The sequence below is a fragment of the Parasphingorhabdus cellanae genome (assembly GCF_017498565.1).
GTDB classification, from domain to species: domain Bacteria; phylum Pseudomonadota; class Alphaproteobacteria; order Sphingomonadales; family Sphingomonadaceae; genus Parasphingorhabdus; species Parasphingorhabdus cellanae.
Window position 1 is genome coordinate 1477326 of record NZ_CP071794.1, and the last position, 25719, is coordinate 1503044.

The following is a 25719-nucleotide window of genomic DNA, read 5'->3' on the forward strand; positions in this document are numbered from 1 at the left end:
TCAATGCAATTTGCCCGCAGCAATTGCAGCGCTTTCTGCAGTAAGCTTGAGGACCACCGCCTCCATACCGAATTTATAGTGGCGCTTTAACTCACTGCTGAGTTCATCCAAGCGGGCGTCACGGAGAAGTTCAATAAGTTTGGCATGTTGTTTCACAGATTCTGCGATCAAAGCCGTGTCTGACATATAGTATGTTTCGTAGCGATAGACTGTACATCTCAGCGTACTAACCCATGACTGAAGTCGATTGTTTCCGCAGCAAGAGATTAGCGTATCGTGCCACATTGAATCGAGTTGAATGCCAGCGGCAATATTCTTTGCTTCGGCTAATTTCTTGTTCAAGTTCAAAAGTTTATCGACAATTGTTGGAAGCAGCGGTCCAGATTCTTCAATTGCTATCACCTCAAGACCTGCAATCAGGGGATATACTTCTCGCGCCTCACGTTCAGTCAAGGGCGACACTGAAAAACCCGCCCCGGATGAGCTGGTTGCGAACCCTTCTTGCTCCAGCTTGAATAGTGCTTGCCTAATCGGTGTTCTACTAACACCCAGGGTTTCTGCCAGTCTCGCCTCGACGATCGGCGCACCTGGCTGGATTTCGCCAGCGAGAATCTTGTTCAAGATGAGTTCGTACGCCTCAGTGCCCCGCGGCTTTTTGAGATTTTCGTTCTGATCTTTCATCTTTACACCAGCTTTCTTGGCAATAATGGATTGAGACGGCTCATGAGCGCATAGTGACCGATGCCAGCCTGTTTCGCCACAGCCCTGGGTTCGATTTCTTTATGGTCTGGACCGACCAATGTGGCGACATCACCAACACTCACATCCGGTTTTTCGCTCACGTCAATGATCGTATGCGCCGAGCTAATGGATCCAACTACCGGATAGAGATGACCACCAATCAGGACCTTACAGTTATTGACAGCCGAACTTGGATAACCATCCGTTGATCCGACGGGGAGCAAGGCAAGTGTTGTCGGCTTCTCGACTGTGTATTTAGGCCCAAACCCGACTGTTTCGCCGGGCTGTAACTGCTCCAGTCTGACAACGCGCGCGCGCAATCGCCAAACATATTTTAAGTCCGCCATCGAAACGGCATTCGCATCTGGATACAATCCGAATAACGCCGTTGCCGATCGCACTGTGTCAAAACGCGCTTCCGGAAGATAAAAGGTTGTATAGGATGGAGATGCGTGGATTAATCCTAGAGGGATATTTTCCTTTCGCGCTTCAGCTATGAGTTGATTAAATCGGGCCAACTGCACCTTATCGTGCTCAATGTCATGGATGAACATCGTATAGATCCCAGCGACCTTAACCGATGAGCGCCGCGCGAGGTCCTTCATCCATGGCAGCGCCCGATTATAGGGCATTCCCTCCCGATTAAGCCCGGTATCGATGAAGAAGTGTACAGGAATAGGTTTGCCGAGCCGTTTGGAAACGCGATCTAATCTCTCGCCTGCATCGTCAAGCCAGCACGTGATCTCAATACCGTTTAGAACGAGCTCCTCGATTTCCTCTTCGGTAACTTCACTCATATTCAAGATCGGTTTCTTCACTCCAGCCGCTCGGAGGGCGAGACCTTCTGAAACCCGAACGCAGGCAAGTCTCGACACTTCCGGCATGGAAGCGAGTAGTGGCCCTACGACTATATCACCCAGCCCATAGGCGTTGTTTTTAACGGGAGCCATAATTGGTGTCCCGCCCGCCATACGTGACACTTCACGAACATTGTTTCGAAATGCCTCAGCATCGATTTCGATCCAGGGATCGTTACTATTGATGCTGCCCCCCGGTCGCAGACGCGAAATGTTCGATACATCAGATACAGCGCCTTTGCTCTGGGACAATGCAGCACCGGTTGCGCATCCAGTACTTAAAGCGCCCCCGGCACAAACGGCCACGCCCGATAAGAAACTGCGCCTTGTCTTGTCCATCCTAAAATACTCCTTAAGCCGCGAGGCCCGACGTCCTGCTTGATCAAACTAAATATGCGCAAAAAATTTGGAGAATGCGTTTTCCAATAATTCTCGGGGCATTGCAGCTGTCGTCTCACTGAATTTTACCTCCATGGCGCATGTACTTTCGCTTTCGTAGTTCCAAAATACATTTGTGAACCAAACACCCGTTTCCTTTGCCGCTTCAATTTGAGCTGCTTCGGCGACATGCGCTGGAACCGGTAGAAGAACATGGAAGAAATTCGATTGTGGTGGATTGGGGGAAACCGAATATTGGCTTGTCTGGTCAACAAACGCTGCATAGCTGCGCGTCATTTTTACGAGCCCGTCTATTTCCACCAGCTTGTTATCAATTAAGCGCAGTGTATCGCAGACAACCGGCCAGTGCTCCGACACAACACCGCCGAGCCGGGATCTCCAGACTCTCGCAGTTTCTATAAAATCCTTATCTCCAACAAGAGCGGCACCACCAAAAGCGCCAATATCTTTATAAAAAGATACGTACACTGACGAAAACCCATCTGCTATCTCAGCGAACGATCTCTGATTATAGAACGAACGACAACTCCATATCCTGGCTCCGTCCATATGGAGTGGTACACCAAGCGCATGCGACCTGCTTTTTAAAGCTTCAAGCTCTTCCCAAGTCGGCAATATACCGCCGCTATGACGCTGCGGCATTTCGATTATCATGCACGCAGCTGACTTATCAATCGACTCCGCTTTTAAGGGCTCTCGCCACTCTCCCCCAATTGATGGCTCAAAACCATGGGCGTGCTTGTAGCCGTCTTCCTCGTGGAGAACCAAATGCGATGTCGGATGCATCTGCAAAATGTTTCGTTCGGTCCTGTCACCATGGATTCGAATGGCTATACTTTGGGCGAGTGTACCAGTCGGACACCACATAGCTGACGGCTTACCAAACAACGCAGCAACCTTGCTTTCCAATTGGGAGATCGCTTCTCCTTTACAATAATACTCCTCACTCAAACCCGCGGATCGCATATAATTTTCGATAAGCGGCAACCGATCGGAAAACGATTTCTCAAAATGTTGAAAGGGGAACGCAAGGTCATGTTCAATCGTTAGATCCTCTTTGGTTATCGCTTGGCTACTAGTCCGAGCTTTCTCCGAGTCGCGTTTACCGCCAACCCCCAAAGGCGCACTAAGGCCAGCGGTATATCCAACATTCGCGGCGCCGCTGGCGCAAACAGCCATTCCCGTCAGTAAATTGCGCCTTGTTTTCTCCACCGCATAAACTCCAAGCATCAGATCGCTGATTGTATCCAATCTATTTATATTGTATTCAATCAGCGATCGCAAAACTTGTCAAGCGCTGCCTGGTCAGGCTTCCTTTATTATCATCTCCGGAATCAGCGAGCGTTGGTTCGGAAACAATGCCTATCGGGATGGAGACTTGGCGGTTCTTTCTCGTCAAAAACTTACAGAAAAACCCAAAATAGTGCTACCACTCGGCAATGATCTTGGAGCACTTCTAGTGTTCTTGATCCAAGGGTCGTGCTGTCAAAGTTCATTGCTGAACAGCGGATTTTCCCAAACCAATGTCGGAGAGACTTTTGTGGATATGTCGGATTTCATGGGATATCTTCTGTAGGTTTTTGATGCCGTAACGGAACCGTTGGGCCGATGACACGAGATACTGAATGCATCCATTCAACATGGCGAAAGAATTTCCGCTTGGACTGGAATGCCCAGACATTTGGCAAGCCACAATTGATTCTGCCCAGGATAATTGCTCAAAATTTCCAGCAACTGCGTTGTTTTTGCTGGCTTCTGATTCAAAATATCGCGAGAGAATTTCAGAAAATCAACCTTGCCCATTCGATTATAGAGACCATGAAGCAATATGCCTGCTGAGTCGTAGAGCACATTATGGGCGCGGGGATGATTGCGCGGCAGCCCGAAGATATGCGGAACCTCTGCAGACCTCTTCCTTGCAATGGAAACGCTTTCTTCCAGTGTACGAAACCCCATATCGTCAAGTATCAACCACGCATAAAAAGTCGCAAAACCCTCATTTCTCCAATCCTCCCATGTTGACGTCGGCGCGTGGTTCCACCAAAAATGAGCAGTCTCATGGGCAACAAGATTGGCAAGCGCTCCGGGTTCATCTGCTCGCGTCAATACCCAATAATTACCCCGTGAATAAGAAGGGCCTGATCGACGATCGCTCAAAATAAATTTCAGCGCTTGGTCTGATACCCCACTTAACGAACCCAAATGTTCTGTAAGGAAATCTAGGGCACCGGACGCAATTGGCACTATTCTTTCGGCATCTGATTTACGATCTTCAAAATGCGCAATCTCAACGTTGGTTGTGCCCTTTTCTGTGGCGACCACCGACAGCTTCTCACCTGCTAAAAAGGTAAAGTCGATACCCGGAGACATTCGCCTAAAATGGATTGTATCGCCCCATTGCTCCAGCTTCCCATTGCCTGACATGTTCCATCCATGTGGCAGGCTCAGGCGCGCATCGAAGGTAAATTTGCCCGTGTCAGCATCTCCCTCGATCACCGGAATCCAGGCTGCATAAAGACCTGTTTCTAATGCTTCTGTTTGTTCTGAACCCCATTGAGAACCATAGTCTATTTCCGTTCTAGGGATCGCGTAAGAAATAGTCAGCCTACACAATCGCTTACCACATTTCGGCCACTTGAATCTAAGTGGGCGACCTCGGACAATGAATGGGTTGGGAGGCTCCCCTTCAATCAGAAAGTCATATTTTAAATCTGTATCATTTGCCTTGACCGTCAGGTTTGTTGCACCGCGATTCAGTATCAAGCCATCATCGTGATATGTGGAGGATGGATTGATAATGGCTGTGACCAATATTTCCGTTTGATGTAACAGAGAAATGTCCAGCTCAAAATGTGTGTTCGAGCTGCTTGGCGCGACCTCGGCATGGCCTTTGTGCAGAAAGATGTCGCTAAAATTCATCAGGCCGATAACACTAAGCCAGACCAAATATTTTCTTTTCATGTCCAGAGCCCTAGTTTGAATATATTTCGAAATTCGATCTAGCACATGGATTTCAACCGGTTCTTGCATATTGCAAGGTCCCACCGTCAACCAAAGCTATACTAAGCGCCGAATTCCAATAGCTTTCTGAGCCTTTCAAGCGATTGCGCCCAATGCTTGTCCATCTCGCGTAGAGTGATCTTTCTGCCTGAAGACACTCGGTGCTCGGCCGTTTCGCTGCGCCTCATCGGTTTTTTCTTACTCATCAATATAATCAGCCAATCGTTCATTAAAAAAAGCAGGTAAGACGCAGCGTGATGTAGTCATCCTCATTAAATACCCTCAACGGATCGATCGCATCAGCATTCGCAAAAAACTGTCCCTCGACTTCGAATTGAAAATTCTCACCCAATCTGCGCTCCGCTTCCAGCCGGATGCTTGTCGACCCATTTTCCAGATCAAAAACGCTTCCCACCAAAAGCGAGGAGTCCTGAGTATCATTAAGCGCCATGCGTGTTCCCAAAAACAGATCGTTATTGAACACAGTCACTGGAGCGCTCTCACTTCGGTTGTCATACAAATATTCAGCAAGAATCCCGACATCGGTTGATGAAGCGAACGCCTGATATAGTGTATATTCAAAACCACCCACTGCCGCTTGGAAGGTCTCTCCATATCCTGCTCTTTGGATCCCCTCAAATTTCCAAAGCCACGCACCCGACGTATATTGCGCTTCAACGCCAATTTGACCTATGCGATCATAAAATGGCCGCAGATTGTCTGTTCCGGCAATTTGTTCAAAAACAGGCTCGCGGCTTGTCCCATAAAATCCGCTCAATGCTATATCCCAGTCGCCAAGGGTGTGGGAATAACGACCAGCCAAGTCCAAAGCGAACTCTTCAGCGCCGCTATCGAAGCGCGCTTCATCAACCACCAAAATTGGTGATCTGAGTCTGGCTCGAGCACTGGGGACAGAGCGTTCCCGAAATCCCGACATCACGAAAACATCCAGCCGCCCCCAGTCACGTTGGGTTCCTATTCGTATCATTGGCTGCCCAAGAAATGACTCCTCATCAATATCTTCCAACCCATCGATTTGATTGACGATATTCACGAGATGACGAGATTCTGTCACTCCCCAAAAGACAGAACCGATCCCCAGCAGCGCATCCCAACCGTCGCCGAAATGTTCAACACTGGCTTCTCTCACATCGACGTGGGAGCGATTACTATCCCGGCTATCCAGTCGCACAAAGGGATTGAACCGAACGGTTGAAGTTTGATCATCTGTCGTGAACTGAAACTCGGGTTCTGCAAATATCGAAATCTGTGCACCAGATAACTGAGCCGGATATTGCGCCTGCTGCGTAAAAACCCTGCTTTCGATACCCGCACTTCCAGTAACCTCTGTTTCACCGGCATGCGCCAGCGAAGCGGTGAACAAAAGTGTGATGAAGACAATCTGTTTCATCACGCTTATCTCAAACGAGCCAGCGAGCCTTTGACAAAATCGCTTGATGAGAGCTTCCGGTTGAAAGCAAACTGTCCAAACACTAACGCTGTGAATTTGCCGTTGCGATGATTGGTCATTTCAAGGCGATGGGCCCTCCAAAACCGTCCTGAATATTTTCGATAATCGCTGAATTTCAGAGTTTTGACCCGGCTTCCGGCGCGATTGAAAAACTCGATACGTCGAAATTGAGCGTCCTTTTGATCAATCCAGGCAATTTGTTTGCTATATCCCGAATGTCGATAAAGAGGTTTTCTTTCAATCACATCACATATGCGGCTACCACATTTTTCTTGCCGCAGGAATTGATAGGTGAATTTCCCAAATTCCTGTGAAGTGAAATCCTCATAAGCAAATTCACTGCCAAGGAAGGGGCCGGACTTGTTCACTGAAGCTATTCTTTTCACGCGCTTGAGCGCGGGTAGAAATATCCATTGATCATCTGGCTTGGTGAGCTTTGCGTGCGAGAGAAAGGTTGTTCCTTTTACATCTGCCGGGGTGCGCATTATCAAGACACTTTTGTCACCTACCTTGCCGTTCACGCGCTCCAAAGTTCGAATTTGCAGTGTCCTTTTTGTTTGTTGACCTTGCGCGTTGCGAAGGATCATTTGCAGATCAACGACGCTGCTTTTGAAACCATCATCGCTCGTGTCACTTTTTTTCGCAATTTGGATCGCCCGCTCCTTGCCGCTTTGCGCCAGGGTCGACGCTGGCATCGCGGACAGCGCAAGCAGGCCGAGTATCAATGTTCCTTTAAAATATGTCATGGGATTATCCTTCCTGTATGTGCGTCTCACGCTTTGCGCCGATCAGGAGCATCGCTGGTAAGACGGTGAAATCAAAAATTAGCGCAATGATGATTGTGATCGCGGTCAGCAAACCGAGTTGGGAATTTACAGCGAACACAGACGTTGCCAGAACAGCGAAACCTACCGCAACAATAAGAGTCGTGGTCGCCATGGCGCCGCCGACCCGCGTAAAGGCAAACGCTATAGCCGCCTCGGGAGGCAATCCGTTTTCACGGCGCCCTTGCAAGTATTTTGCAATGAAATGGATGGTATCATCGACCACAATTCCAAGAGATGTGGCACCGATGACGGATGCTGCCATCCCTATTTTTCCGACCAGTAATCCCCAAAGACCAAAGGCAATAATCGGTGGCACCAAATTGGGTACAAGACTGAGGAGACCAAATTTGACGCTTCTCAGTCCAATCATGATCGACATACCGACCAGCACCACGGCAAGCAAAGTACCAGAGAACATGGCATCCACGTTGCGTTTAGAGATATAAGAGAACATGACAGAAGGGCCGGTTGGGCGCGCAGGCTCCAGATCATGTGCGTTGGTTTTAGAAAACCAGGCCTGGATATCCTCGCTGAGTTTCCGCAAATCCTGCGCTGTCGGGTCGTTCATCGAAAGGCTGACACGCGTTGCAGATTTGTCGACGGCAATGCGGTCATTTAAATCAAGGCCGTAGGGAAGCGATAGTTCGTAAAGCAGCAAGTATTGCGCCGCCAATTCTGAACTGTCTGGTAATTTTCTGAAATTCGCATCGTCGCCATGCATGTTCATATTGAGGCGTTTGGCTACGTCAGAATAGGCGTAGACATGTCTCACATGAGGTTGCTGCCGTGCCCATTTCGCAAAAGCGTCGAGCTGCGTGAGATATTCGGGATTGTTGATGCCTTCAGGCTCGCCCGATGATACGGACACCTCAAAAATATCCGCCGATTTTAGAACATCTATACCAAGTTCGAGATCGTGACGAAATTCCATCTCATGACCAAAATATTCAGCAAATCGGTCATTATTCTGATTGAGCGTCGCCAACGCGCCGAAACCCAGCGTGATCAACCCTCCAATCACAAATATTTGCTTGGGGCGCCGGGCAACAAAGCCTGAATAAGCACTCAACCATCGCTCTAGCCAACCTGTCTTTGCTTGAGTTGCCGGTTTCAACGGCATCAGCATCAGCAGTGCAGGAACCAAGACCAACGAATATAACCAAGCCGCGATTACGCCAATGGCCGTGAGCGTTCCCAGCGTCCGAAACGGCGGTGAATCTGAAAAGTTCAAACTGAGGAAACCAATAGCGGTCGTGATACTTGTCAACGAGATAGCCGCCAGATTGGATTTCAATGCTGCGGTTATGGCTTCGCGCTTAGGCAAACAATTCGCCAGATTGCGTTTAACCGCCCATATCAAGTGAACGGAATCTGCCACCGCCAATGTCAATATTATTGTCGGGGCAGCGATCGCGATTGGCATGAGTTTTATGCCGACCCAACCAGCGAGTCCCAGTGCGGTCACTGTTGAGAGTCCGATCACCAGCAAAGTTGCCACGGTTCCTGAAAAGGATCGCAACAAGACAAGCACCAACAGCAACATCACGGCATATGTAAGCGGGATAAGCGTTTCAGAGTCTGTCTGACCGGCCTCGTTGAACGCATTGTTGAACATTGTCGTGCCTGAAAGTGCCACTTGAAGCGACGGATATTGCGCTTCAATTTCGTCGACCAGTGACCGCGCCGCAGCAACGGCCTGTGGGATCTCACTAGGATTGAGCTCTGGGAACGGGAGCGTTACCGACACAAGGACAGCCCGGCCATCTTCGGAAATGACATTGTTGACCAGTGTGGGCTCTCTCAGCGCAATTTTGGCGCGTGACCGAATTTCAGCATCCGACATATTCTCGGTGTCTCGAAACAGATTTTCGACAACCAGTGAATCGGTTCCATCCGCATATGTGTGCTGATAGTTCGTGATTGAATCGACACGGGACGCGAATGGAATGGTCCACGCCTTTTCGGTCAGAGCTTCCGAGGCCTCTGCCAAGGAGCGTGAAAATCCTGGCGCTTTTTCATCATAGAGCAGGAAAAACAGATTATCGTTGCGCGTATAAACATTTTGAAATTCACCAAAAGCAATCAGGTCTGGATTATTCTCACCAAAAAATACCCGGTAGTTTCCATCAAAGGTCAATTTCGAGAGACCGCCGCCGGCGGTGATGCTAACAACGATGATCATAAGCGCCAGAAGCCAGCGAAATTTCACGATGAAATCTGAGATATGATATGGTTTGGTGGAGTGGTTGGTTGGTTCTGGCATAAGATATTTTCGGCCTTTTTTTGACCGCAAGACTCCCTGCTCTGAGGAATGGCAATTCGCTCAGATTTTTCTGATTTTAATTTCAAAGAACGCTCAGGTTACCGGAACTGCGTCAATTTTCGTTTTGTGCAAGGATGACTGTTGCACGCAAAACCGAAACCTTCTCGTTCGCGTGCGATCAATATTTCAGTGTTGGGAGGCGGTCGCAAGAAGGCAGTAATTGCGTAGAAGCAGCACTACAGGCTACCAGGTACGCGATAACATACTAAGCGGAATGGCCAAATTTAGACGTTTTTTTAGACTGGAATGACCATTACATAGGCTGCAAAAAATAGGTCATTTTTTTTGCGGAGGATTCTCTTTCACCCACCAGTCGTGCATGGCCATGAACATTTCCTGCAACTCATGCGCGCGCTTCGTGGCGGTATATTCGACGCGGGGCGGCACCTCCGGGTAAATTTTGCGTTCAACCAATCCGTCGGCTTCCAGCGCACGCAATTGTTTCGTCAACATCGTCTGCGTCACTCCATCAATCATCCGGCGCAGTTCGTTGAAACGTTTCATGCCGCGAAAAACCAAAATCTGCAGAATTATAAGTTTCCATTTCCCGCCGATCAATTTTGCTATGTCGGGCATGGGACACAATCCGTCTTCATAAACAGGAATGGGTGCAGCTTTCAGTGATGTGACTTTATTCAATGCTTCCTCCAGTTTTCAGAGTTGGTATCTTTCTTGATACTATATACGCAAAATCTGCCTTCTTGCGAAAGAATACCAAACCTATAGTTTCTTTGCAAACACCATTCATCATTTAGGAAAGTGAACGATTATGACCATGACCGTATATGCCGTATCAGGCGCTCCTCGAGCTTGGAGAGTGCTTGCCGGCCTCACATTCAAAGAACTCGAATATGATATTCATTACCTCGAAGCCTCGAAGGGTGAGCATAAAGCCGCCGAATATCTGGAAATCAATCCCCGCGGCACCGTGCCGTCCCTTGTTAAAGATGATCTCATCTTGCGGGATTCGATAGGCATTCTGGCCTGGTTGGATCGCGAGTTTCCGAAAAAACCGCTATTTGGGCGAAATGCCGCCGAGGCAGCCAACATCTGGCAAAATGTACTGGAAACGGTCGATTATCTGCGTGCCGCCCACAATGATGTTTTCTTCTCAATCCTTGTACAGGGAATCCCGGTGACCGAGGCTCCATCTGACGAGCGCAAGGCGAAGGACCAAGCTGCTGACAAACTTAGGTTTGAATGCGAACGCCTTGAAAAAATGTTGGCTCAGGCAGACTATTTGTGCGGTGACTATCCAACCGCAGCGGATGCGGTCGCCTTTCCCGATATCCGACTGATACAGCGTGCGATGGAAATAAAGCCCGATGATATGGTGATGCTGGGACTTGATGGATTGGATCGTGAGTTCCCCAAACTTGAAGCTTGGAAATCTCGCGTGGAAGCTTTGCCCGGAATGTCGAAAACGCTGCCGCCTCATTGGTCGTCATAGGGCTGGAAGTTGGCCCGGATCAACGCTTTACCATCGTGGTTATTGCAATCGAGGTGCATCGGGGTCGAAAACGATAAGCGATTTGATCGGTATGAATGGCTGTGTACTCGCTTCAAAATATATCGGGATTTACAAGAAACTTTCCATATTTCTGTTTCGAAATTGGGAGCAGAGATGGTGCGGCTGGCCAATTAATTTTGCGGACAATGGGGTGACCCAAACTTCGAGGAGACCAATATGAATTTGAATGTGCAGCAGTTTATCGACTGGTATGGGGAAGGGTCAAATGGCGCCTCTCCAACAGAACAGCAATGGAGGCAGATTCTTACGCTGCCGGAGAATGAACCGGTTACGTTGATCAACTTCTTCAAGCTGAACGAAACCGCAAATTATCCCGCCCGTTCCGATACCTTCGAAACCAGTGTCTCGGGTGAGGAAGCATTTAACCGATATGCGGAGGTCAGTGTCCCGACGATGGAGCGCGTTGGGGGCAAGTTTCTTCATGTTGGCCCTTTTTCCGGCATGTTTATTGGCGAAGAAGAGCACTGGGATATCGTTGCGATCGGCGCATATCCTGACTTGCATGCGCTCGTCTCCCTTTACTCCGATGAAGGTTACCGCGCCGCCTTCATCCATCGAACCGCCGCTTGCGCGAGGCAAAAAGTCCTTGTGGCAACGGAATAAGGAGAATTCATAATGACATCGCAAAATTACAAACGCATCATCGCCGTGAAAGCTGATGCCGAAAAGTCCTATTGGGCTTTGACCGAAGGCATGCATGAATGGTGGACCAGACCGGACGCTCCGATGAAGGAAATGGGAGATCGGTCAAAGTTCACCTTTCCACCGGGAAACGGTTACTGGACTTTTGAGGCTACCGCCCTTGAACCTGGCAGATGTGTTGAAATGGTCTGTATCGAGGCTCTTCATTTGCATGAAGATATGCCCCAAGAGATTGAAACCGAATGGCTGGACACTCGAGTTCGTTGGGACATTCGCTCAAATGGTAACCAGACCGACATTATGATTGAACATCACGGCCTCATTCCGGGTCTTCATTGTTATGAAATCTGCGAAGCCGGGTGGGACATGTTCTTCGTCGATAGCCTGCAGGCATTTCTCAATACTGGAAAAGGGAATCCTCACTGTGCACCTACAAATGACCGACACGGATAATCCGCGATGACTAAACAACATTTGGTTATTTGGGCATTGGCGTTGGTGATTACCATCTTCATCAGTATCTTCTGGCACGTCATTCTATTTGAACAGGCCTATCTTAATCTCGGTGTCTATACCCGTATGGACAGTCCCATTTATGGCTTTGGCCTAGTGGCCTGGCTGATGGAAAGTACGGCTTTTGTCGTAATCTATTTTCGCAGCAGTTGGTCAAGTGAAGGTATTTCTGGCGGGTTAAAACTGGCAATGTTGATGGCTATCTTTACCGCAGCGGCATCCGTGATGGGCTCCGCTGCAAAGGTACAGATCAATGATCTTACGCAATGGTTTTTGCTTTCCGGCGGATTTCTCGCCGCGCATTTTGGGATGCTTGGGCTAGCCGTCGGATGGCTCAATCGGAAACTGGGTATGGAGTATGAGTTGTGATTGGTCACTTGGTGATTAATTTCATATGTACTTGAGGATACGGGAGCCGCTCCTAACCGCCAATGCTTATCTTTTTCACAACATCCAAGAACACCAGTTAACTTAAGGTGGCAGTTCATTGTGAAACTTTATGGCGCGAACGCTGGCAATGCCAAGAGAGTTCGAATTTTCATAGCCGAAAAGCGTATAGAATTGCCACGTGAAACGCTTGACCTCGGAACCGATACAAGGTCTCCAGAATACCTAAAGATAAACTCTCTGGTTGAAGTTCCTGCTCTGGCATTAGATGACGGGCAAATCATCACGGAAAGTATGGCGATATCTCGTTATTTGGAATTGATATATCCTGACAAAATATTGATGCGGAAAAGCCCAATTGAGCAGGCTCAAATTGAAATGTGGTCCCAGCGTATTTTCTGGCAGCTGTTTTTGCCGATTGGGCAAATGGTGCGGCACGAATTGCCGCTATTCTCCAACGTTCTCGAACAAGTTCCCGAATTTGCCGCAGCACAGAGGCGCGCCATGCCCGGCAAGTGGCGTTGGTTAGACCGGGAAATGTCAGATGGTAGACGATTTATCGTAGGTAACAGTTTCTCTTTTGCTGATATTCAGGGAATGGTTCCGTTGATGCTAGGAGATATTTTTGATCTCAGTGTTCCGGGCGATTGTAAAAATGTTTTAAATTGGGCCAATTCCCTGCGCCGGCGGTCGAGTTGGACAGCATGACTGTGTCTGGTGAATGTCTTGACCGAGAGCTACATACTTCGCTCCAATATTCGGTGACTGCCCTTGCTTGTCCGTTTTAGTCGGATAAAGGTCATATGAGACAATCACCGAAATTGATATGGTCCGACTATGCAAACCGTCTGCTCCATTGCTGTGCTATTGTTCGACAACGTCAATGCGATTGATGTAACAGGACCGATCGAGGCTTTCTCTACGGCCAAGAATGGCGAAGATACATGTCCATATTCAATCGAATTCTGGGGACTTGAGAAACACACGTTCATAACCGAATCCGGCTTGAAACTCAGTGCAGATTACATCGCGCCGAAAAAACCGGATGCGCATACTCTCATCATTCCTGGCGGAGCGGGCATACGCCATTCCGGTAATCTGACCCGACTGGCCCAATGGCTTAGCAAGCATCATGAAAATTTCGCGCGCATAGTTTCAATCTGCACTGGTGCCTATGCAGCGGCCGAAGCGGGATTGCTGAACGGACGGAAGGTAACCACCCATTGGGCTCATGCAGATGATTTTCAAGAACGATTTCCCCATGTGCAAGTGAATGCCAATGCACTGTTTTTGAAAGATGGGAAATTTCATTCCTCGGGCGGCGTAACGGCTGGCATTGATCTCGCGCTCGATCTTATTCATCGCGATGTGGGGGAAGCGGCTGCTATGTCGGTCGCACGTGAAATGGTGGTTTTTCTGAGACGCCCAGGGGCGCAAACGCAATTTTCCCTACCCTTGCAGATGCAATCCATGACTGATGATCGCTTAAGTGATGTTTGCCGATGGGCCGCGAGCAATCTTCACGAAGATCTAACGATTGAGAGACTGGCGGAGAGAACAGGCCTGAGTTCCCGCCAATTTGCTCGGCGATTTAAGAATGTTTTCGATATGCCGCCAGCCGCTTACATCAAAAACATTCGCCTCGATCATGGTCGGTCCTTGCTGAGCAAAGGTTCCAGCATTTCGCAGGCGGCATTCATGGTCGGCTTTTCCAGTTCCGACGGATTCCAACGCGCCTTCAAACAGCGATTTGGAATTGATCCTAGTTCTTATCAAAAACATTTCAGCGAAAGCAGCCCGTTATGATATTCTCCATGTCCCGAAGAACATTTGTCGCATCCACACTGACACTCCCCGCTTTTTCAATCATGCCGAATACCGCTGCGGCGAGAACCTCAGGCTCGGAGGGTTTTTCTTGCCCTCCTTGCGGCTGCTCGATGGATAATCATGTATTTCCAGCACCAGGGCGCTGTCCTGATTGCGGGATGATCCTGAAACCGGCCGAAGACAGAAATTTGGGTTTCCAACCTGATCATCTCCCATCTGGCGCCGGGCATTTCCAAATGGCGGGCGGACTTGGACGGGAAAACAAGCTCATCAATGTGCATTTTTACAAGCCAACTGGGTTCACATCGCAATCACCCCTGCTGATTGTAATACCCGGCGCTGGCCGAAACAGCGATGACTACAGAAATGCCTGGCTAGAAGTGGCTTGTCGCAAGGGTATCTTGGTAGCCGCTCTGGGCTATCCAGAAGAAACCTACAACTTCGCGGCCTATCAGATGGGAGGGGTGGTTAAGGATCTCATGCTCAACAATCCAAAGTTTGTTAGAACCGGGCCAAATGCGCGCATTCTACGACTTCGAGATGAAGACATTCAAATGCGGCCGGAACCCGACAGCAACAACTGGATATTTTTCGATTTTGATCGCGTCTTTGATCTATTGGTAAAGATAACTGGATCGAAACGATCCGGATATGATATCTTCGGACATTCAGCAGGTGGGCAAGTCCTTCACAGGCTTGCCTTGTTTCACCCTGACTCAAAAGCGGACCGGATCGTTGCGGCGAATGCCGGATTTTATACATTGCCTTCTCTGCCAGAACCACCACCGAGCGGGATGATGGGAACAGGAATTGACAAAGAGCAACTGGCCAACATTTTGAGTGCACCTTTGACAATCCTGCTTGGAGAAGAGGACAATTCCGATGCTGCAGGCGGCACTCTCCTCCACACCCCCGTGATTGACAAGCAAGGGCCAAATCGACTGGCACGGGGCCGCAACTTTTTCCGTACCGGATCAAATCTTGCCAAAGCAGAAAAATTGAAATTTGGCTGGAAACTGCAAACAGTTCCTCGAACAGGTCATGATTTTGTTGCTATGACCAACGCGGCAGCAAGACTTCTCTATCCGTGATTGGACAGCACTGATCATCGTTTGTGCCTCATATAATACCGCTTGTTGAGACCTTCGGATGGAGGTCATCAAACATATCGAAGAATAGCTCTATTTGTCGCGAGATAGTAAGTTTGGCTTGATAGAAAACGGGATTCCTTTATTATTATACACTGTATATTTATATAGGAATCCACATGACCACGGGACACGTATTCATCGCCACCAGTTTGGACGGCTTCATTGCCCGAACTAATGGCGATATAGACTGGCTAGAGGTTGAAGCTAGCCGCGACGAAGATCACGGCTATCAACAATTTATTGAACAAATGGATGTTATCGTCATGGGGCGAGGAACTTTTGAGAAAGTCTCAAGCTTCAAAACATGGCCTTACAAAATTCCCGTCATTGTCTTGTCCCGCACACTTTCTGAACAGTCAGCCACGCCGCCAGATTCAGCAAATAGCATCCGTTTTATTAATGCTGACCCTAGAACCGTCATGCAGCTATGCGCCGATGAAGGATGGAAAAAAGCCTATATCGACGGCGGCCAGATCATTCAGTCCTTTCTGCGCGAGGCGTTGATTGTTGATCTGATACTGACCCGCATCCCTGTTCTTATTGGTGAAGGAAAGCCATTATTCGGTGTTATCGAGAGCGATGTCTCATTGCGCCATATTAAAACTAAGGCTTTCCCTTCCGGCTTAACGCAAAGTCGTTATGAGGTCAGTCAATGAACAAGAATCCTGTAGGTCGCCCAAAAAAAGGCCAGGAAAGCGTAACGCGCTCTGACATTGTGACAGCGGGACTCGATATACTGAAAACGGGCGGTGAACGATCTTTGACAATGCGGGGATTGGCCAAGTCTTTGTCGGTCACGCCGATGGCGCTGTACCATCACACAGGCAACCGAGAAGAACTTATTCAGGTTCTGGCCGATGCCGTCTATGATAATGTTTTAGACAACCTGCCCAAAGACGATAGTCCATTTGAACGAATTCAAGCATTGCTGATGGCATATTGTGAACGCGTCGCGATATTTCCAGAACTCACATTGTGTATTTTCAGAGAACCCAGTGCTTTTGCCGGACAAGTCAAGCGCATCACCGAGTCTTTGCACGGTGAACTCGTTGCAACCAAACTACCGGCAAAATCAATAAATATATGGTTGGATGTACTTGTCGACTACACACATGGCCATGCGTTAGCGCAATCCGTTCAAACCTCAAGTGATACTGCTGGCAGCATGACAACTGGGGATTATCAAGCCGGTGTTCGTCTTCTGTTACGCCTTTTAACAGCCCAAATTGAGGCAGAACAAAAAAATGACCTCTGAACCCGTTGCGAAAAGATACGGCCCGTTTGACCGCTGGCTATATTGGAGCATGGCACCTCTTATCTTCCCGCAATTAGTGACAGTGCATTGCAAACAGCCATGACAAAAATTTAATCAAGTTCTCGACGAATCTTTTTGTTGCTGCCGCATCCAGATAGCGGGTGCGGCGTAACATAGCATAAGGCCCATTCAAGCTTTGCCGGAAGTTCGAGTTGACCGCCAAACTTCGATTGTCAGTACCTAAATTGCTTTCAAAGCCCTTGGATAGAACCATCAAAACAAATTTTTTGTCATTCTTTTCAATCCATCACCAAAACCTCTTCCGCCATTTACTATATATATCAAATAATTAAACTAGTTATGGCCGGTATATTTCATAACACTGAGTATCTCACCAGGCACCGACCACGCAAATACTGCCTACTTGCGCCTTTCGTTCAACAATGAGATCTTGGACCTAATATTCAACATACACGGAAATATTTTGCCCTTTTCGCCATGGAAATCCACTTTGCTTTTTACTTAATCAAGGCAAGCAACATTGCTTGTACCTGACACCCGCGCAAACCAAGCGACGGTTCAAGAACCCATACCGTTTTCGAACAAGGGATTTCTATGGCGAAACCCAAGTACCGAAGAAAACCATGACAAAAAGAGCGGCATTGGTCGTCATTATATGTTCGACGCTATAAACTCTTGGGATAATGCGGTAAATTATACCTAAAGTTTAAGTGAGTGATGCTTGATGACCAAACCTACCATAGTAAAAATAGCTTACTGTATTTCAATACGGACGAACCGAGGCCTGGCTAGCGTCATGGCTGGCCTAGTCTGTTTTTTGGCCCTTGTTAGCTCATCCGCATTTGCAGCCAATTGGCCTGCAAATACACTGGATGATCTGACAGATATTAAAGAGGCCATATCAGAGAACCATCCAGGGCCTGTTGATCCCGAAAACCCCAAATTTGTAGACTGGTTGAATGACGGATACGAGGCTGCGGAAAAACTTGCCAAGAAAGCCAAAACGAAAGCAGATTATGAACGAGTATTACGCCAGTATGTGAATGGATTTAGGGACGGTCATTTGCTGCTTTATCCAGCCAAGCCAGAAAACCTTATCTGGCCCGGTTTTCTAACGCGGTCTGATGGTGAAGGCAAAACGACTGTTAGTTTCACATCGCCACTCTCTTCCTTTCTCGAAGGGAGCAAGCTTGTTGGCTGCGATGGGACCAAAACCAGCGATTTGTTAGAGCAGCGTGTGTTCAACGTACGAACCAACAAGGACATTCCCCATGAAAAGATTGTCGATTCACCCCATCTTTTTCTGGTTGCGCAAAATGATCAAACGAAACCAAAAACATGCAGCTTTCTTGTGAATGGGAAATTGACTGATTTGTATCTTGATTGGTCTGCCATTGATCCAGAAACTGCAGAGTCAAACGTCCGCAAAGCGAGTGGCAACCATCGTCCTGAACTCGGCATTCAAAAGATTGACGGCGTCTGGTTTATTTCGTTACCCACTTTCAACTTTTGGGGCGAACGGGCTGTCAAAATCCAAAACCTGATTACAGAGCTTGGTGACAAAAAAGAGGCCCTTCATAAGGCCGAATTTGTTGTATTCGACGTTCGCGGTAACGACGGCGGCAATAGCGGTTGGGGTGATCAAATAGTCGCAAAACTATGGGGAGCAAGAACGGCGCGTAATTTGGAAACAAGCAAGGATCAAACGGTCGATTGGCGGGTTTCGGAATACAATGAACAAGCTTTGCGTGAACAGGCTATCAGAAGCGCGGATGCCGGATTGACTGACGCATCAAAGTTTCGAATCCGCGTGGCAGATGATATGCGAAAATCCCGCATAAATGGTACCGACTTAATGCTTGATGAGGCCCGCCCAACAGGTCCCGGACTGCCTCTACAAACGCCATCCCCGTTTCAAGGAAAAGTCTATTTGTTGACCGACTGGTATTGCGCTAGCGCGTGTCTGGATTTTGCCGACAATATGCGAAATCTCGCTGACGTTGTCCATATTGGCCAACCCACGTCTGCTGACTCTGTGTATATCGACAATGTCTGGAAAGATCTACCGAGTGGAGAGATGAAATTTTCTTGGTCACTCAAAGTCTACAGAAACAGATTATGTGCGAATAACATCTGGTATGATCCGGTCATCCGGTGGACGGGAGGTGAGATGGAAGATGAAGCGGTTGCACAATGGGTTAAAACATTGGCAAACTAGCACACGAACTCATCGAACAAATTTCGGTCATTTGGACATAAGTTGTCAATCACTATCAGGTCTAAGAAATCGGAAATTTCTTGGCGATATGGCTCCGTTTCTTCAAAACTATGCTATGCATGTCTCGGACCTTTCTGAACGAAAGCCATCTTAATTTACCAAGGGATAACAACCTTTCTCGAACAAACCTGTCTTTCTTGGGAGTGAAACGATGAAATATTGGATTGTAGCAATTTACTTTCTGTGCGCATTCAGCCAACCGGCAACAGCCAACGGCCTTGCTGATGTCATGGGCGATGGCCCAAAATCGGAACGTATGGCGGTTCTACAAACCCTGAATACATATCTGACTGTCACCGACGAAAAGGACCATTCGGCGATTGAGAAATCCTTTCATCCAACTGCATTATTGATGTCTGTGAGTAGCAAGGGAGCGTTGCGATCTCTGACGCAGGATTTTTGGTGGGAGCGCGTGTCTCAAATCCCTGAAGATCAGGCACCAAGAACCAGCAAAATTTTGATTATTGATGTCTCTGGACATGCCGCGATAGCCAGAATCGATATAACGAATGGTGGCGACGGCACAACGAGCACGGACTATTTCAACCTACAAAAAACCTCTGCCGGGTGGCGGATAGTCAACAAAACCCTCTCAAAGCCCATATAAATATTCAAGGATCAGCAGCTTTTTCTAACATAAATTTGATGGAAGTTGTTCCTTTTGATCTTCATCTGCATAGGATTTTTCCGTTGAGGGAGCCGCCTACTTTCCTATTTCCCAGCTCGTAATCAACGTTTGCCTAGTGCTTGTCATCATTGCGAAACCGGTTCCAAAACTTGGCGTACAATGCATAGGGCTACCAAAGGGCCGAAGCAGTTGCGAATAAACAGTCAGGCAGTTGGCGTTTCATCTTTGAACAACTGGGTCGCTCAAGAAGATGTTCGCCAATGTTCGCTTTCGAGATGAATCGGTCATGACTGCTAAGGGCGCATCTGTGGACGGCGTGTTTTTAGCAAGAGTTTTTTGTTGATCAATGCGGAGTGGCCGTTAGCGGGCATCTGTTCGGCCTTTTGCGTAAGCGAAGAAATTTTGCGGAGCTTCGGATAACCACAGCTTACTGCTGGCGTACCCAAGCGGTACCGTTTGACAATCGCCATTTCAGTTGACCTGGTAAACTGATTGAGTTCGGATTTTTCTTGTCAACAAAGATTGTTCCACTTCGATTCCAAGCGGCTTGGCCAAAGGTCTGTCCCGGTTTTCTTCCGGGCATCTTTGCAGCAAACTCAAATCCGCCATTGGCCCAGACTAGCCAAGTGGCGCCATTTGACCCAGCAAGCCCCCAGCCATGCAATATTTCCATGCCGTTTTCATAACCGTAATAGCGCATGCGTTCATTGGTATTGCCGATGTAGGCGGATACGGTACGATCAGATCGCAAGCGGAATGTGATAGAGCCGCCATATTGACGGTTGACCCAAGTGCCCAAGACGGGCGCCCAAGCTCTGCATTCACTTGCATTCATCGGATTAAGTCGACCATCAACTCGCTCGCAGGGATCAAGTTCAACTTGCTCGGCATCTGGTTCGCCGCCAATATCATCAAGCTCGATTACCTCACCGCCACTGTCTGAATCGCCTGAGTTGTTCTTGATCTTGCATTTTTTCCGGGGGTAGCTCTTGGCTATCAGATAGAAATTTCGCGCTCTGTCATATTCATAGAACGCACTTTCGGAATCAATTTTACTGTGGGAGCCAGCAAGTTTTGCAGCTTGCCAGCGCTTTTTAAATTCAGGGATAAGGTTTTTGATCCGTTCCAATAGCTTGTCGGCTTTTTCATTCTCACATTGCTGCCTCAAAGATTCGATACGCGAGCGCAAGCTTTCCACATCATGGGCGTCACGGATCGCAATGATATATTTGTCCGTGATCTGCTGTGCAGCGTTGATATCAGCGAAGCGCCCGGCCGCGTATTGCTCTCTTTCTTTGCTTGGATAAGAGCGGTCAGGAGAATATAACTCGGCTTGCTTTTTCAAAGTTTCTCGATTTTCAACTAACTCATCATATAATTTTTCATACACCCCGAGATTTATACCCTCAATCGAAGCAGCAGTACGTTGGTCAAATTCTTTCCTCACACGCCTCACAGCCGGCCCCTCGTTGACCGCTTTTTCTTTAACTGCTTTTTTCGATTGTGCATGGGCGGCAGATTGTCCCAAATCAAAGGAAAACGGAACCGTCGTCAAGAGAACTCCGGTCATCAAAATTGATAAATATCTAAACATGATTTGCCTCCCTTTGCTGAAGCTATGGCGACCGCTTCCACGGGTCGACCGTCGCAATAGTGATGGATAGAGCATGATTTTAGAATGTCGGCTGTGCAACACATCACATTGTCTCGAAAATTCGTTCTGGAAACGGCACACTCTAGACAATTGCGATTTCTCTTAACCTCCGCTGCCGGGATTTAGAGGAAATTACAGCGTTCTAAATATTTTCAAATTGCGAGGTTTGGCTGTAGTTAATCTACAAGCAAACAAACTCGAATGTACAGGGAGTACTAAACTGAACAGGTTTGTAGTGATATCAGGTTGCTCGGGAGGAGGGAAATCTACCTTGCTGTCTGAACTTAACAGGCGCGGATATCAGGTAATTGAAGAACCTGGCCGAAGGATCGTGCAAGAAGAGAGGAAAAGTGGAGGCAATGCACTTCCCTGGATCAATCCAAAAGCCTTTGCTCGCCGCACAATCGAAATGGCTTTGTCTGATCGAAAGGAAGTGAGCGCTACAGATAGTTGGGTGTTCTTCGACCGTGGGCTTGTCGATGCAGCCACAGCATTGGAGCATTTAACAGCGACACCCGTTCTCGACGAGCTCGCCCAACATCATCCATATCATTCACAAGTGTTTCTAACCCCTCCGTGGCAAGAAATATACTCTCAAGATACGGACCGCAAGCACGACTTTAGTGAGGCCACTGCCGAATATTCAAGGCTAGTTGAAGCCTATTCTCTGCTTGGTTATAAGATTTTTCTGATCCCTAAAAACAATGTAGTTGAACGTGCGGAATTTGTGATCAGGTCGCTTGAAACTTAATTTCCGCTTGCGGGATGTTGCGGTTATGGGCGCAAAAACGGACGCTACAGATACGCTGGATGTTGGTCAGCGAGCGAACCAATTGTCGCCATACACAGTGATTCGAGATTGTCCTCAAACCAGTCATTCATTTTCGCAATATCCTGCGATATGAATTTCGTCATCATAACCAATGTTGTCGAGAAATTTCCGGTCATGACTCACAAGCATGAGCGCGCCTTTGTAGGATGAGAGCGATTGCTCCAGCATCTCGATTGACTCGACATCAAGATGGTTCGTCGGTTCGTCGAGAACCAGCATCTGCGGCGTGGATGGACCACCCGTGATCATTGCCAGTCCTGCGCGAAGTCGTTCACCTCCGCTCAGGGTTGATACAGAACGCAGGGCATCCTGGTTACGAAACGCGAAGCGGGCAAGCACTTCATGCGCCTGCCCTCTCGTCATCTTGGCATGACGTGCCTGCATATTCGCGACAAGATCGAGGCGGGGATCGAGAAGTTCAACATGCTGATCGAGCATTGCAAGCGCGTTATTGATGCGCTTCACATGACCGCTGCTCGGCTCCGAAAGTCCCATCGCCAACCGCAGTAAACTGGTTTTACCGCTGCCATTAGGGCCGCTCACCACCACGCGCATCGGACCTGTAAGGGAAAAAGATAGCGGACCAAACAGCATTTTGCCATCGCATTCAAAACTTACCTCGTCGAATTTGAGGAGCGTACGATTTGCTGGCAGATCAGGTTGTGGCAGATCGATTGTCAGCGGTGTGACGATCTCGACCTGTCGCCGCGCTTCATCGACAGCGTTGCGGACGTCGCCGATCAATCGATCAGCGAGATGTGAATCACGTGCTGCGCTGTGCTCGGCTCTCTCTGCCTGTGCGTTCAAGAACAGCTTTGAATCGATACCTTTTGCGCGCCGCGCGCGTCCCGCTTTATCGCGGCGGGCTTTCTTTTCTACTTGGCGCTGAACGGCAATTCTTTGCTGTTTCAGATCATGCTCGGCACTTGCAAGTTCGGTTTCGAGCCGCTCGCGCAAGGCGTCGCGTTCTGCGATAAATGCACTCCATCCTCCGGTCACAGAAAATATACCGACTTGGGAAAGGTGGACGATCCGATCCACTCGTTCGAGCAGATCGCGGTCATGGCTGGCGATCAGCGCGCCGCCGGGCCAGGCGTCGAGCAGATCGGCAATAGCTTCTCTGCCTTGTACGTCGAGATTGTTGGTCGGTTCGTCCATCAGAAGCAGATTTGGATTTGTCAAAAGCATCGCAACGAGGCCAAGCCTGGTCCTCTCACCCCCACTGAGCGAGGCGACGCTTCGCTGGGTATTAATGGAAGGTAGCTTTACCCGATCGAACACATCCTCAATCCGTTGTTCCAGTGTCCAGTCGGCGAGACCAGCATCCTCGGCGGAGCCTTCCCCGATTTCGAGACGGCGGAGTCGGTCTAGGTCGCTTGCGACACCCAATGCCTCGGCAATGCTGCTGTCATCGGGTTGAATTTGTCGCAGCATCGCGATGTGCGATGATCGGTTTATAGTGCCGGAACTGGGTTCGCGCTCGCCGCTTGCAACGGAGAGAAGGGTTGACTTGCCAGAGCCATTACGCCCGACAATCCCCACGAGCTCGCGCCCGACTGATATTGTCAGATCGGAAAATAGACGGCGGCCGTCAGGTGCGGCGACCGATAGATGATCGAATGTGAGAAAGGCAGACATAAAACAACTCGATAGTTTGGAAATGAGGCAGGCGATCCAAAACAGAGTTGTTCATGATAAAATCCTTTTGATTAGCTTTATAGAATAGGCTTGCGATAACTGATATTCAACCAATCTAATCAACGCCAATTTTGGGGGGATTGTTCGAGAGCAAGTGATAGTCGGGCAAGAATGCTATACAGTTGCAAACATGCCGAAGCTCACAACAGCAATGAAAGACTTTGTCGCTGATCAGCGTTTGGCGTTCCTGGCAACTGTGTGTCCAGATGGATCACCAAATCTCTCACCCAAAGGTCTCGCCTTTATTTTGGACGATAGACGAATAGTTATCGGTGAAGTGAGATCACCAGCGTCTATATATAATCTCGAGCTTCAACCAGTTGCCGAGTTAAATGTTGTCGATCGAAACTTGAGGAAGGGGTATCGTTTTAAGGGAACTTGTGTTGTTCACAAGACGGGTAAAGAATTCGATCTTCTCACGGAATTTCTGTGTTCAAACGGAGCTGTTTCCACCATACATTCGATAATTGTTATGACTGTTGAACATGCAAATCAGATTTCGTCACCTGTATATGATCGAGGTGCTTCTGAGGAGGAAGTTCGAAGTGAATGGACGCGCTATTACGATGCCCTTGATTGTGATTGTATTGAAAAGTGAGTATGAGGCTATCAAGCGCTCTTCAAAGTCCAGTTTCAGGGTAGAGCTGTCAGGACTCTAGTGTCTGCCTTGGGCGCAAGAAGCCGACTTCGGAATTTCTTCGTCGCAGCAGGTTGCTCCAGACGACTTTCTTTGTGATCTGCAAGTACCACCGGAAAACTGGCGGCATATTTTGATCGCTAACTCACAGTGTGGTTTTCCAATGCCAGGAATCAAGTTGTCTTGGGCGTTCCCCCACTCCTCAGCTTTACATTTCTTAACCTGCTAGAGAAAAGTCATAAACAATGCAGCGATAGTTAGACTTGAGACAGGAGCCAAGATTGATTGAGAAAACGAAACAAGGGTTAAAGAGGATTAGGGACGACAACCGGGCGACGACCGATGCGATCAAACTCCAAGTCAAAGTCCTGTTGATTGACGATGATCTCCGGCTTGCTGCGATGGTTCGGGACTATCTTGGTGACAATGCTTTTGATGTAACGGTCGCTCATAATGGAACCGATGGTCTAAATCTGTTCAATTCAAGGGCTTTCGATCTTGTGGTTCTCGACTTGATGCTTCCGGATATCGATGGCCTGGAAATCTGTCGCCAGATGCGCACCAAAAAAGATGTTCCAATCTTGATGCTGACAGCGAAAGGCGATCCGTTGGACAGGATAGTCGGACTGGAACTTGGGGCAGATGATTATGTCCCAAAACCCTTCGAGCCGAGAGAATTGCTTGCCCGAATGCGAGCCATATTAAGACGCTGCCGCAAAGAGGCCGAGGGCCGATACCAAATTATGCGTTTTGGCCAACTCGAGATAGACAATGATGCACTCGAAGCACATATTAATGACCGGCGCTGCAATCTTACGTCCTATCAATTCCAATTGCTTCAAATCTTAGCCAAAGGTGCGGGTCGCGTCCTTACGCGCGATCAGATAATGAGCCAACTGCAAGGTGACGCTTTAGAGGCATATGACCGCTCCATAGATGTCCATATTTCCCGCCTTCGGTCAGAAATAGAAGATAATCCCAAACAGCCGCGCCGGATTTTAACGGTCCGCGGCGTCGGCTATGTCTTTGCAAAGGTTCAGGAGTAAC

General features: G+C 48.4%; 24 protein-coding genes. 14 read left to right on the plus strand and 10 right to left on the minus strand.

Annotation, left to right across the window (positions count from 1 at the left end; translation table 11 throughout):
• The 8 genes from J4G78_RS07245 to J4G78_RS07280 all read right to left on the minus strand — a co-directional run bounded on the left by J4G78_RS07245 (position 1) and on the right by J4G78_RS07280 (position 10194).
• Positions 1–681: a GntR family transcriptional regulator gene (locus tag J4G78_RS07245; protein ID WP_207989691.1), complete on the minus strand. Its 681-nt coding sequence runs from the start codon at positions 679–681 to the stop codon at positions 1–3.
• Between the two features lie 2 nt (positions 682–683).
• Positions 684–1937: an alanine racemase gene (gene alr / locus J4G78_RS07250; RefSeq protein WP_207989693.1), complete on the minus strand. Its 1254-nt coding sequence runs from the start codon at positions 1935–1937 to the stop codon at positions 684–686.
• A 48-nt stretch (positions 1938–1985) separates the two neighbouring features.
• On the minus strand, positions 1986–3281 hold the full coding sequence (locus J4G78_RS07255) for a threonine aldolase family protein (RefSeq protein WP_207989695.1): 1296 nt from the start codon (positions 3279–3281) through the stop codon (positions 1986–1988).
• A 351-nt stretch (positions 3282–3632) separates the two neighbouring features.
• Complete coding sequence (locus tag J4G78_RS07260; protein WP_207989697.1) at positions 3633–5027, minus strand: M1 aminopeptidase family protein; 1395 nt, start codon at positions 5025–5027, stop codon at positions 3633–3635.
• 199 nt (positions 5028–5226) lie between these two features.
• Entirely contained in the window at positions 5227–6189 is a 963-nt protein-coding gene (locus J4G78_RS07265; RefSeq protein WP_207989699.1) for a hypothetical protein, read from the minus strand.
• A 224-nt stretch (positions 6190–6413) separates the two neighbouring features.
• Positions 6414–7055, minus strand: a complete 642-nt coding sequence (locus tag J4G78_RS07270) for an outer membrane lipoprotein-sorting protein (RefSeq protein ID WP_207989701.1) — start codon at positions 7053–7055, stop codon at positions 6414–6416.
• A gap of 163 nt (positions 7056–7218) precedes the next feature.
• Positions 7219–9504, minus strand: a complete 2286-nt coding sequence (locus tag J4G78_RS07275; RefSeq protein WP_207989703.1) for an efflux RND transporter permease subunit — start codon at positions 9502–9504, stop codon at positions 7219–7221.
• 390 nt (positions 9505–9894) lie between these two features.
• On the minus strand, positions 9895–10194 hold the full coding sequence (locus J4G78_RS07280) for a winged helix-turn-helix transcriptional regulator (RefSeq protein WP_207989705.1): 300 nt from the start codon (positions 10192–10194) through the stop codon (positions 9895–9897).
• Positions 10195–10387: 193 nt separating this feature from the next.
• On the opposite strand from J4G78_RS07280, the gene J4G78_RS07285 reads away from it, so the two are divergent.
• The 11 genes from J4G78_RS07285 to J4G78_RS07335 all read left to right on the plus strand — a co-directional run bounded on the left by J4G78_RS07285 (position 10388) and on the right by J4G78_RS07335 (position 19830).
• Positions 10388–11068 (plus strand): glutathione S-transferase family protein, encoded by a 681-nt coding sequence (locus J4G78_RS07285; protein WP_207989706.1) that lies wholly within the window; start codon positions 10388–10390, stop codon positions 11066–11068.
• A 237-nt stretch (positions 11069–11305) separates the two neighbouring features.
• Complete coding sequence (locus J4G78_RS07290; protein ID WP_207989708.1) at positions 11306–11752, plus strand: DUF1330 domain-containing protein; 447 nt, start codon at positions 11306–11308, stop codon at positions 11750–11752.
• A 12-nt stretch (positions 11753–11764) separates the two neighbouring features.
• Positions 11765–12244 carry an SRPBCC family protein gene (locus J4G78_RS07295; protein WP_207989710.1) on the plus strand — a complete coding sequence of 160 codons (480 nt, stop codon included), beginning with the start codon at positions 11765–11767 and terminating at the stop codon, positions 12242–12244.
• A 6-nt stretch (positions 12245–12250) separates the two neighbouring features.
• On the plus strand, positions 12251–12673 hold the full coding sequence (locus J4G78_RS07300; protein WP_207989712.1) for a hypothetical protein: 423 nt from the start codon (positions 12251–12253) through the stop codon (positions 12671–12673).
• A 120-nt stretch (positions 12674–12793) separates the two neighbouring features.
• Positions 12794–13399 carry a glutathione S-transferase family protein gene (locus J4G78_RS07305; RefSeq protein WP_207989713.1) on the plus strand — a complete coding sequence of 202 codons (606 nt, stop codon included), beginning with the start codon at positions 12794–12796 and terminating at the stop codon, positions 13397–13399.
• A 129-nt stretch (positions 13400–13528) separates the two neighbouring features.
• On the plus strand, positions 13529–14497 hold the full coding sequence (locus tag J4G78_RS07310) for a GlxA family transcriptional regulator (RefSeq protein ID WP_207989715.1): 969 nt from the start codon (positions 13529–13531) through the stop codon (positions 14495–14497).
• Between the two features lie 257 nt (positions 14498–14754).
• Positions 14755–15609: a hypothetical protein gene (locus J4G78_RS07315; RefSeq protein WP_207989717.1), complete on the plus strand. Its 855-nt coding sequence runs from the start codon at positions 14755–14757 to the stop codon at positions 15607–15609.
• A 176-nt stretch (positions 15610–15785) separates the two neighbouring features.
• Positions 15786–16325, plus strand: a complete 540-nt coding sequence (locus tag J4G78_RS07320) for a dihydrofolate reductase family protein (RefSeq protein WP_207989719.1) — start codon at positions 15786–15788, stop codon at positions 16323–16325.
• Entirely contained in the window at positions 16322–16924 is a 603-nt protein-coding gene (locus J4G78_RS07325; RefSeq protein WP_207989721.1) for a TetR/AcrR family transcriptional regulator, read from the plus strand. Before J4G78_RS07320 ends, J4G78_RS07325 begins: the two co-directional genes overlap by 4 nt.
• An 817-nt stretch (positions 16925–17741) precedes the next feature.
• On the plus strand, positions 17742–19163 hold the full coding sequence (locus J4G78_RS07330; protein ID WP_207989722.1) for a S41 family peptidase: 1422 nt from the start codon (positions 17742–17744) through the stop codon (positions 19161–19163).
• Between the two features lie 211 nt (positions 19164–19374).
• Positions 19375–19830, plus strand: coding sequence for a nuclear transport factor 2 family protein (locus tag J4G78_RS07335; protein WP_207989724.1), 456 nt, complete (start codon positions 19375–19377; stop codon positions 19828–19830).
• Positions 19831–20278: 448 nt separating this feature from the next.
• On the opposite strand, the gene J4G78_RS07340 is transcribed toward J4G78_RS07335, so the two are convergent.
• Positions 20279–21445, minus strand: a complete 1167-nt coding sequence (locus J4G78_RS07340; protein WP_207989726.1) for a hypothetical protein — start codon at positions 21443–21445, stop codon at positions 20279–20281.
• Between the two features lie 295 nt (positions 21446–21740).
• Here J4G78_RS07340 and J4G78_RS07345 point away from each other — a divergent pair, with 295 nt between their 5' ends.
• Positions 21741–22256 carry an AAA family ATPase gene (locus J4G78_RS07345; RefSeq protein ID WP_259371361.1) on the plus strand — a complete coding sequence of 172 codons (516 nt, stop codon included), beginning with the start codon at positions 21741–21743 and terminating at the stop codon, positions 22254–22256.
• 123 nt (positions 22257–22379) lie between these two features.
• On the opposite strand, the gene J4G78_RS07350 is transcribed toward J4G78_RS07345, so the two are convergent.
• The gene (locus J4G78_RS07350; RefSeq protein WP_207989728.1) at positions 22380–23975 is read right to left on the minus strand and encodes an ABC-F family ATP-binding cassette domain-containing protein; all 1596 of its coding nucleotides are present in this window, start codon (positions 23973–23975) and stop codon (positions 22380–22382) included.
• Between the two features lie 190 nt (positions 23976–24165).
• Here J4G78_RS07350 and J4G78_RS07355 point away from each other — a divergent pair, with 190 nt between their 5' ends.
• The gene (locus J4G78_RS07355; protein WP_207989730.1) at positions 24166–24633 is read left to right on the plus strand and encodes a pyridoxamine 5'-phosphate oxidase family protein; all 468 of its coding nucleotides are present in this window, start codon (positions 24166–24168) and stop codon (positions 24631–24633) included.
• A gap of 320 nt (positions 24634–24953) precedes the next feature.
• Positions 24954–25718: a response regulator gene (locus J4G78_RS07360; protein ID WP_243457265.1), complete on the plus strand. Its 765-nt coding sequence runs from the start codon at positions 24954–24956 to the stop codon at positions 25716–25718.
• Position 25719: the final 1 nt, after the last annotated feature.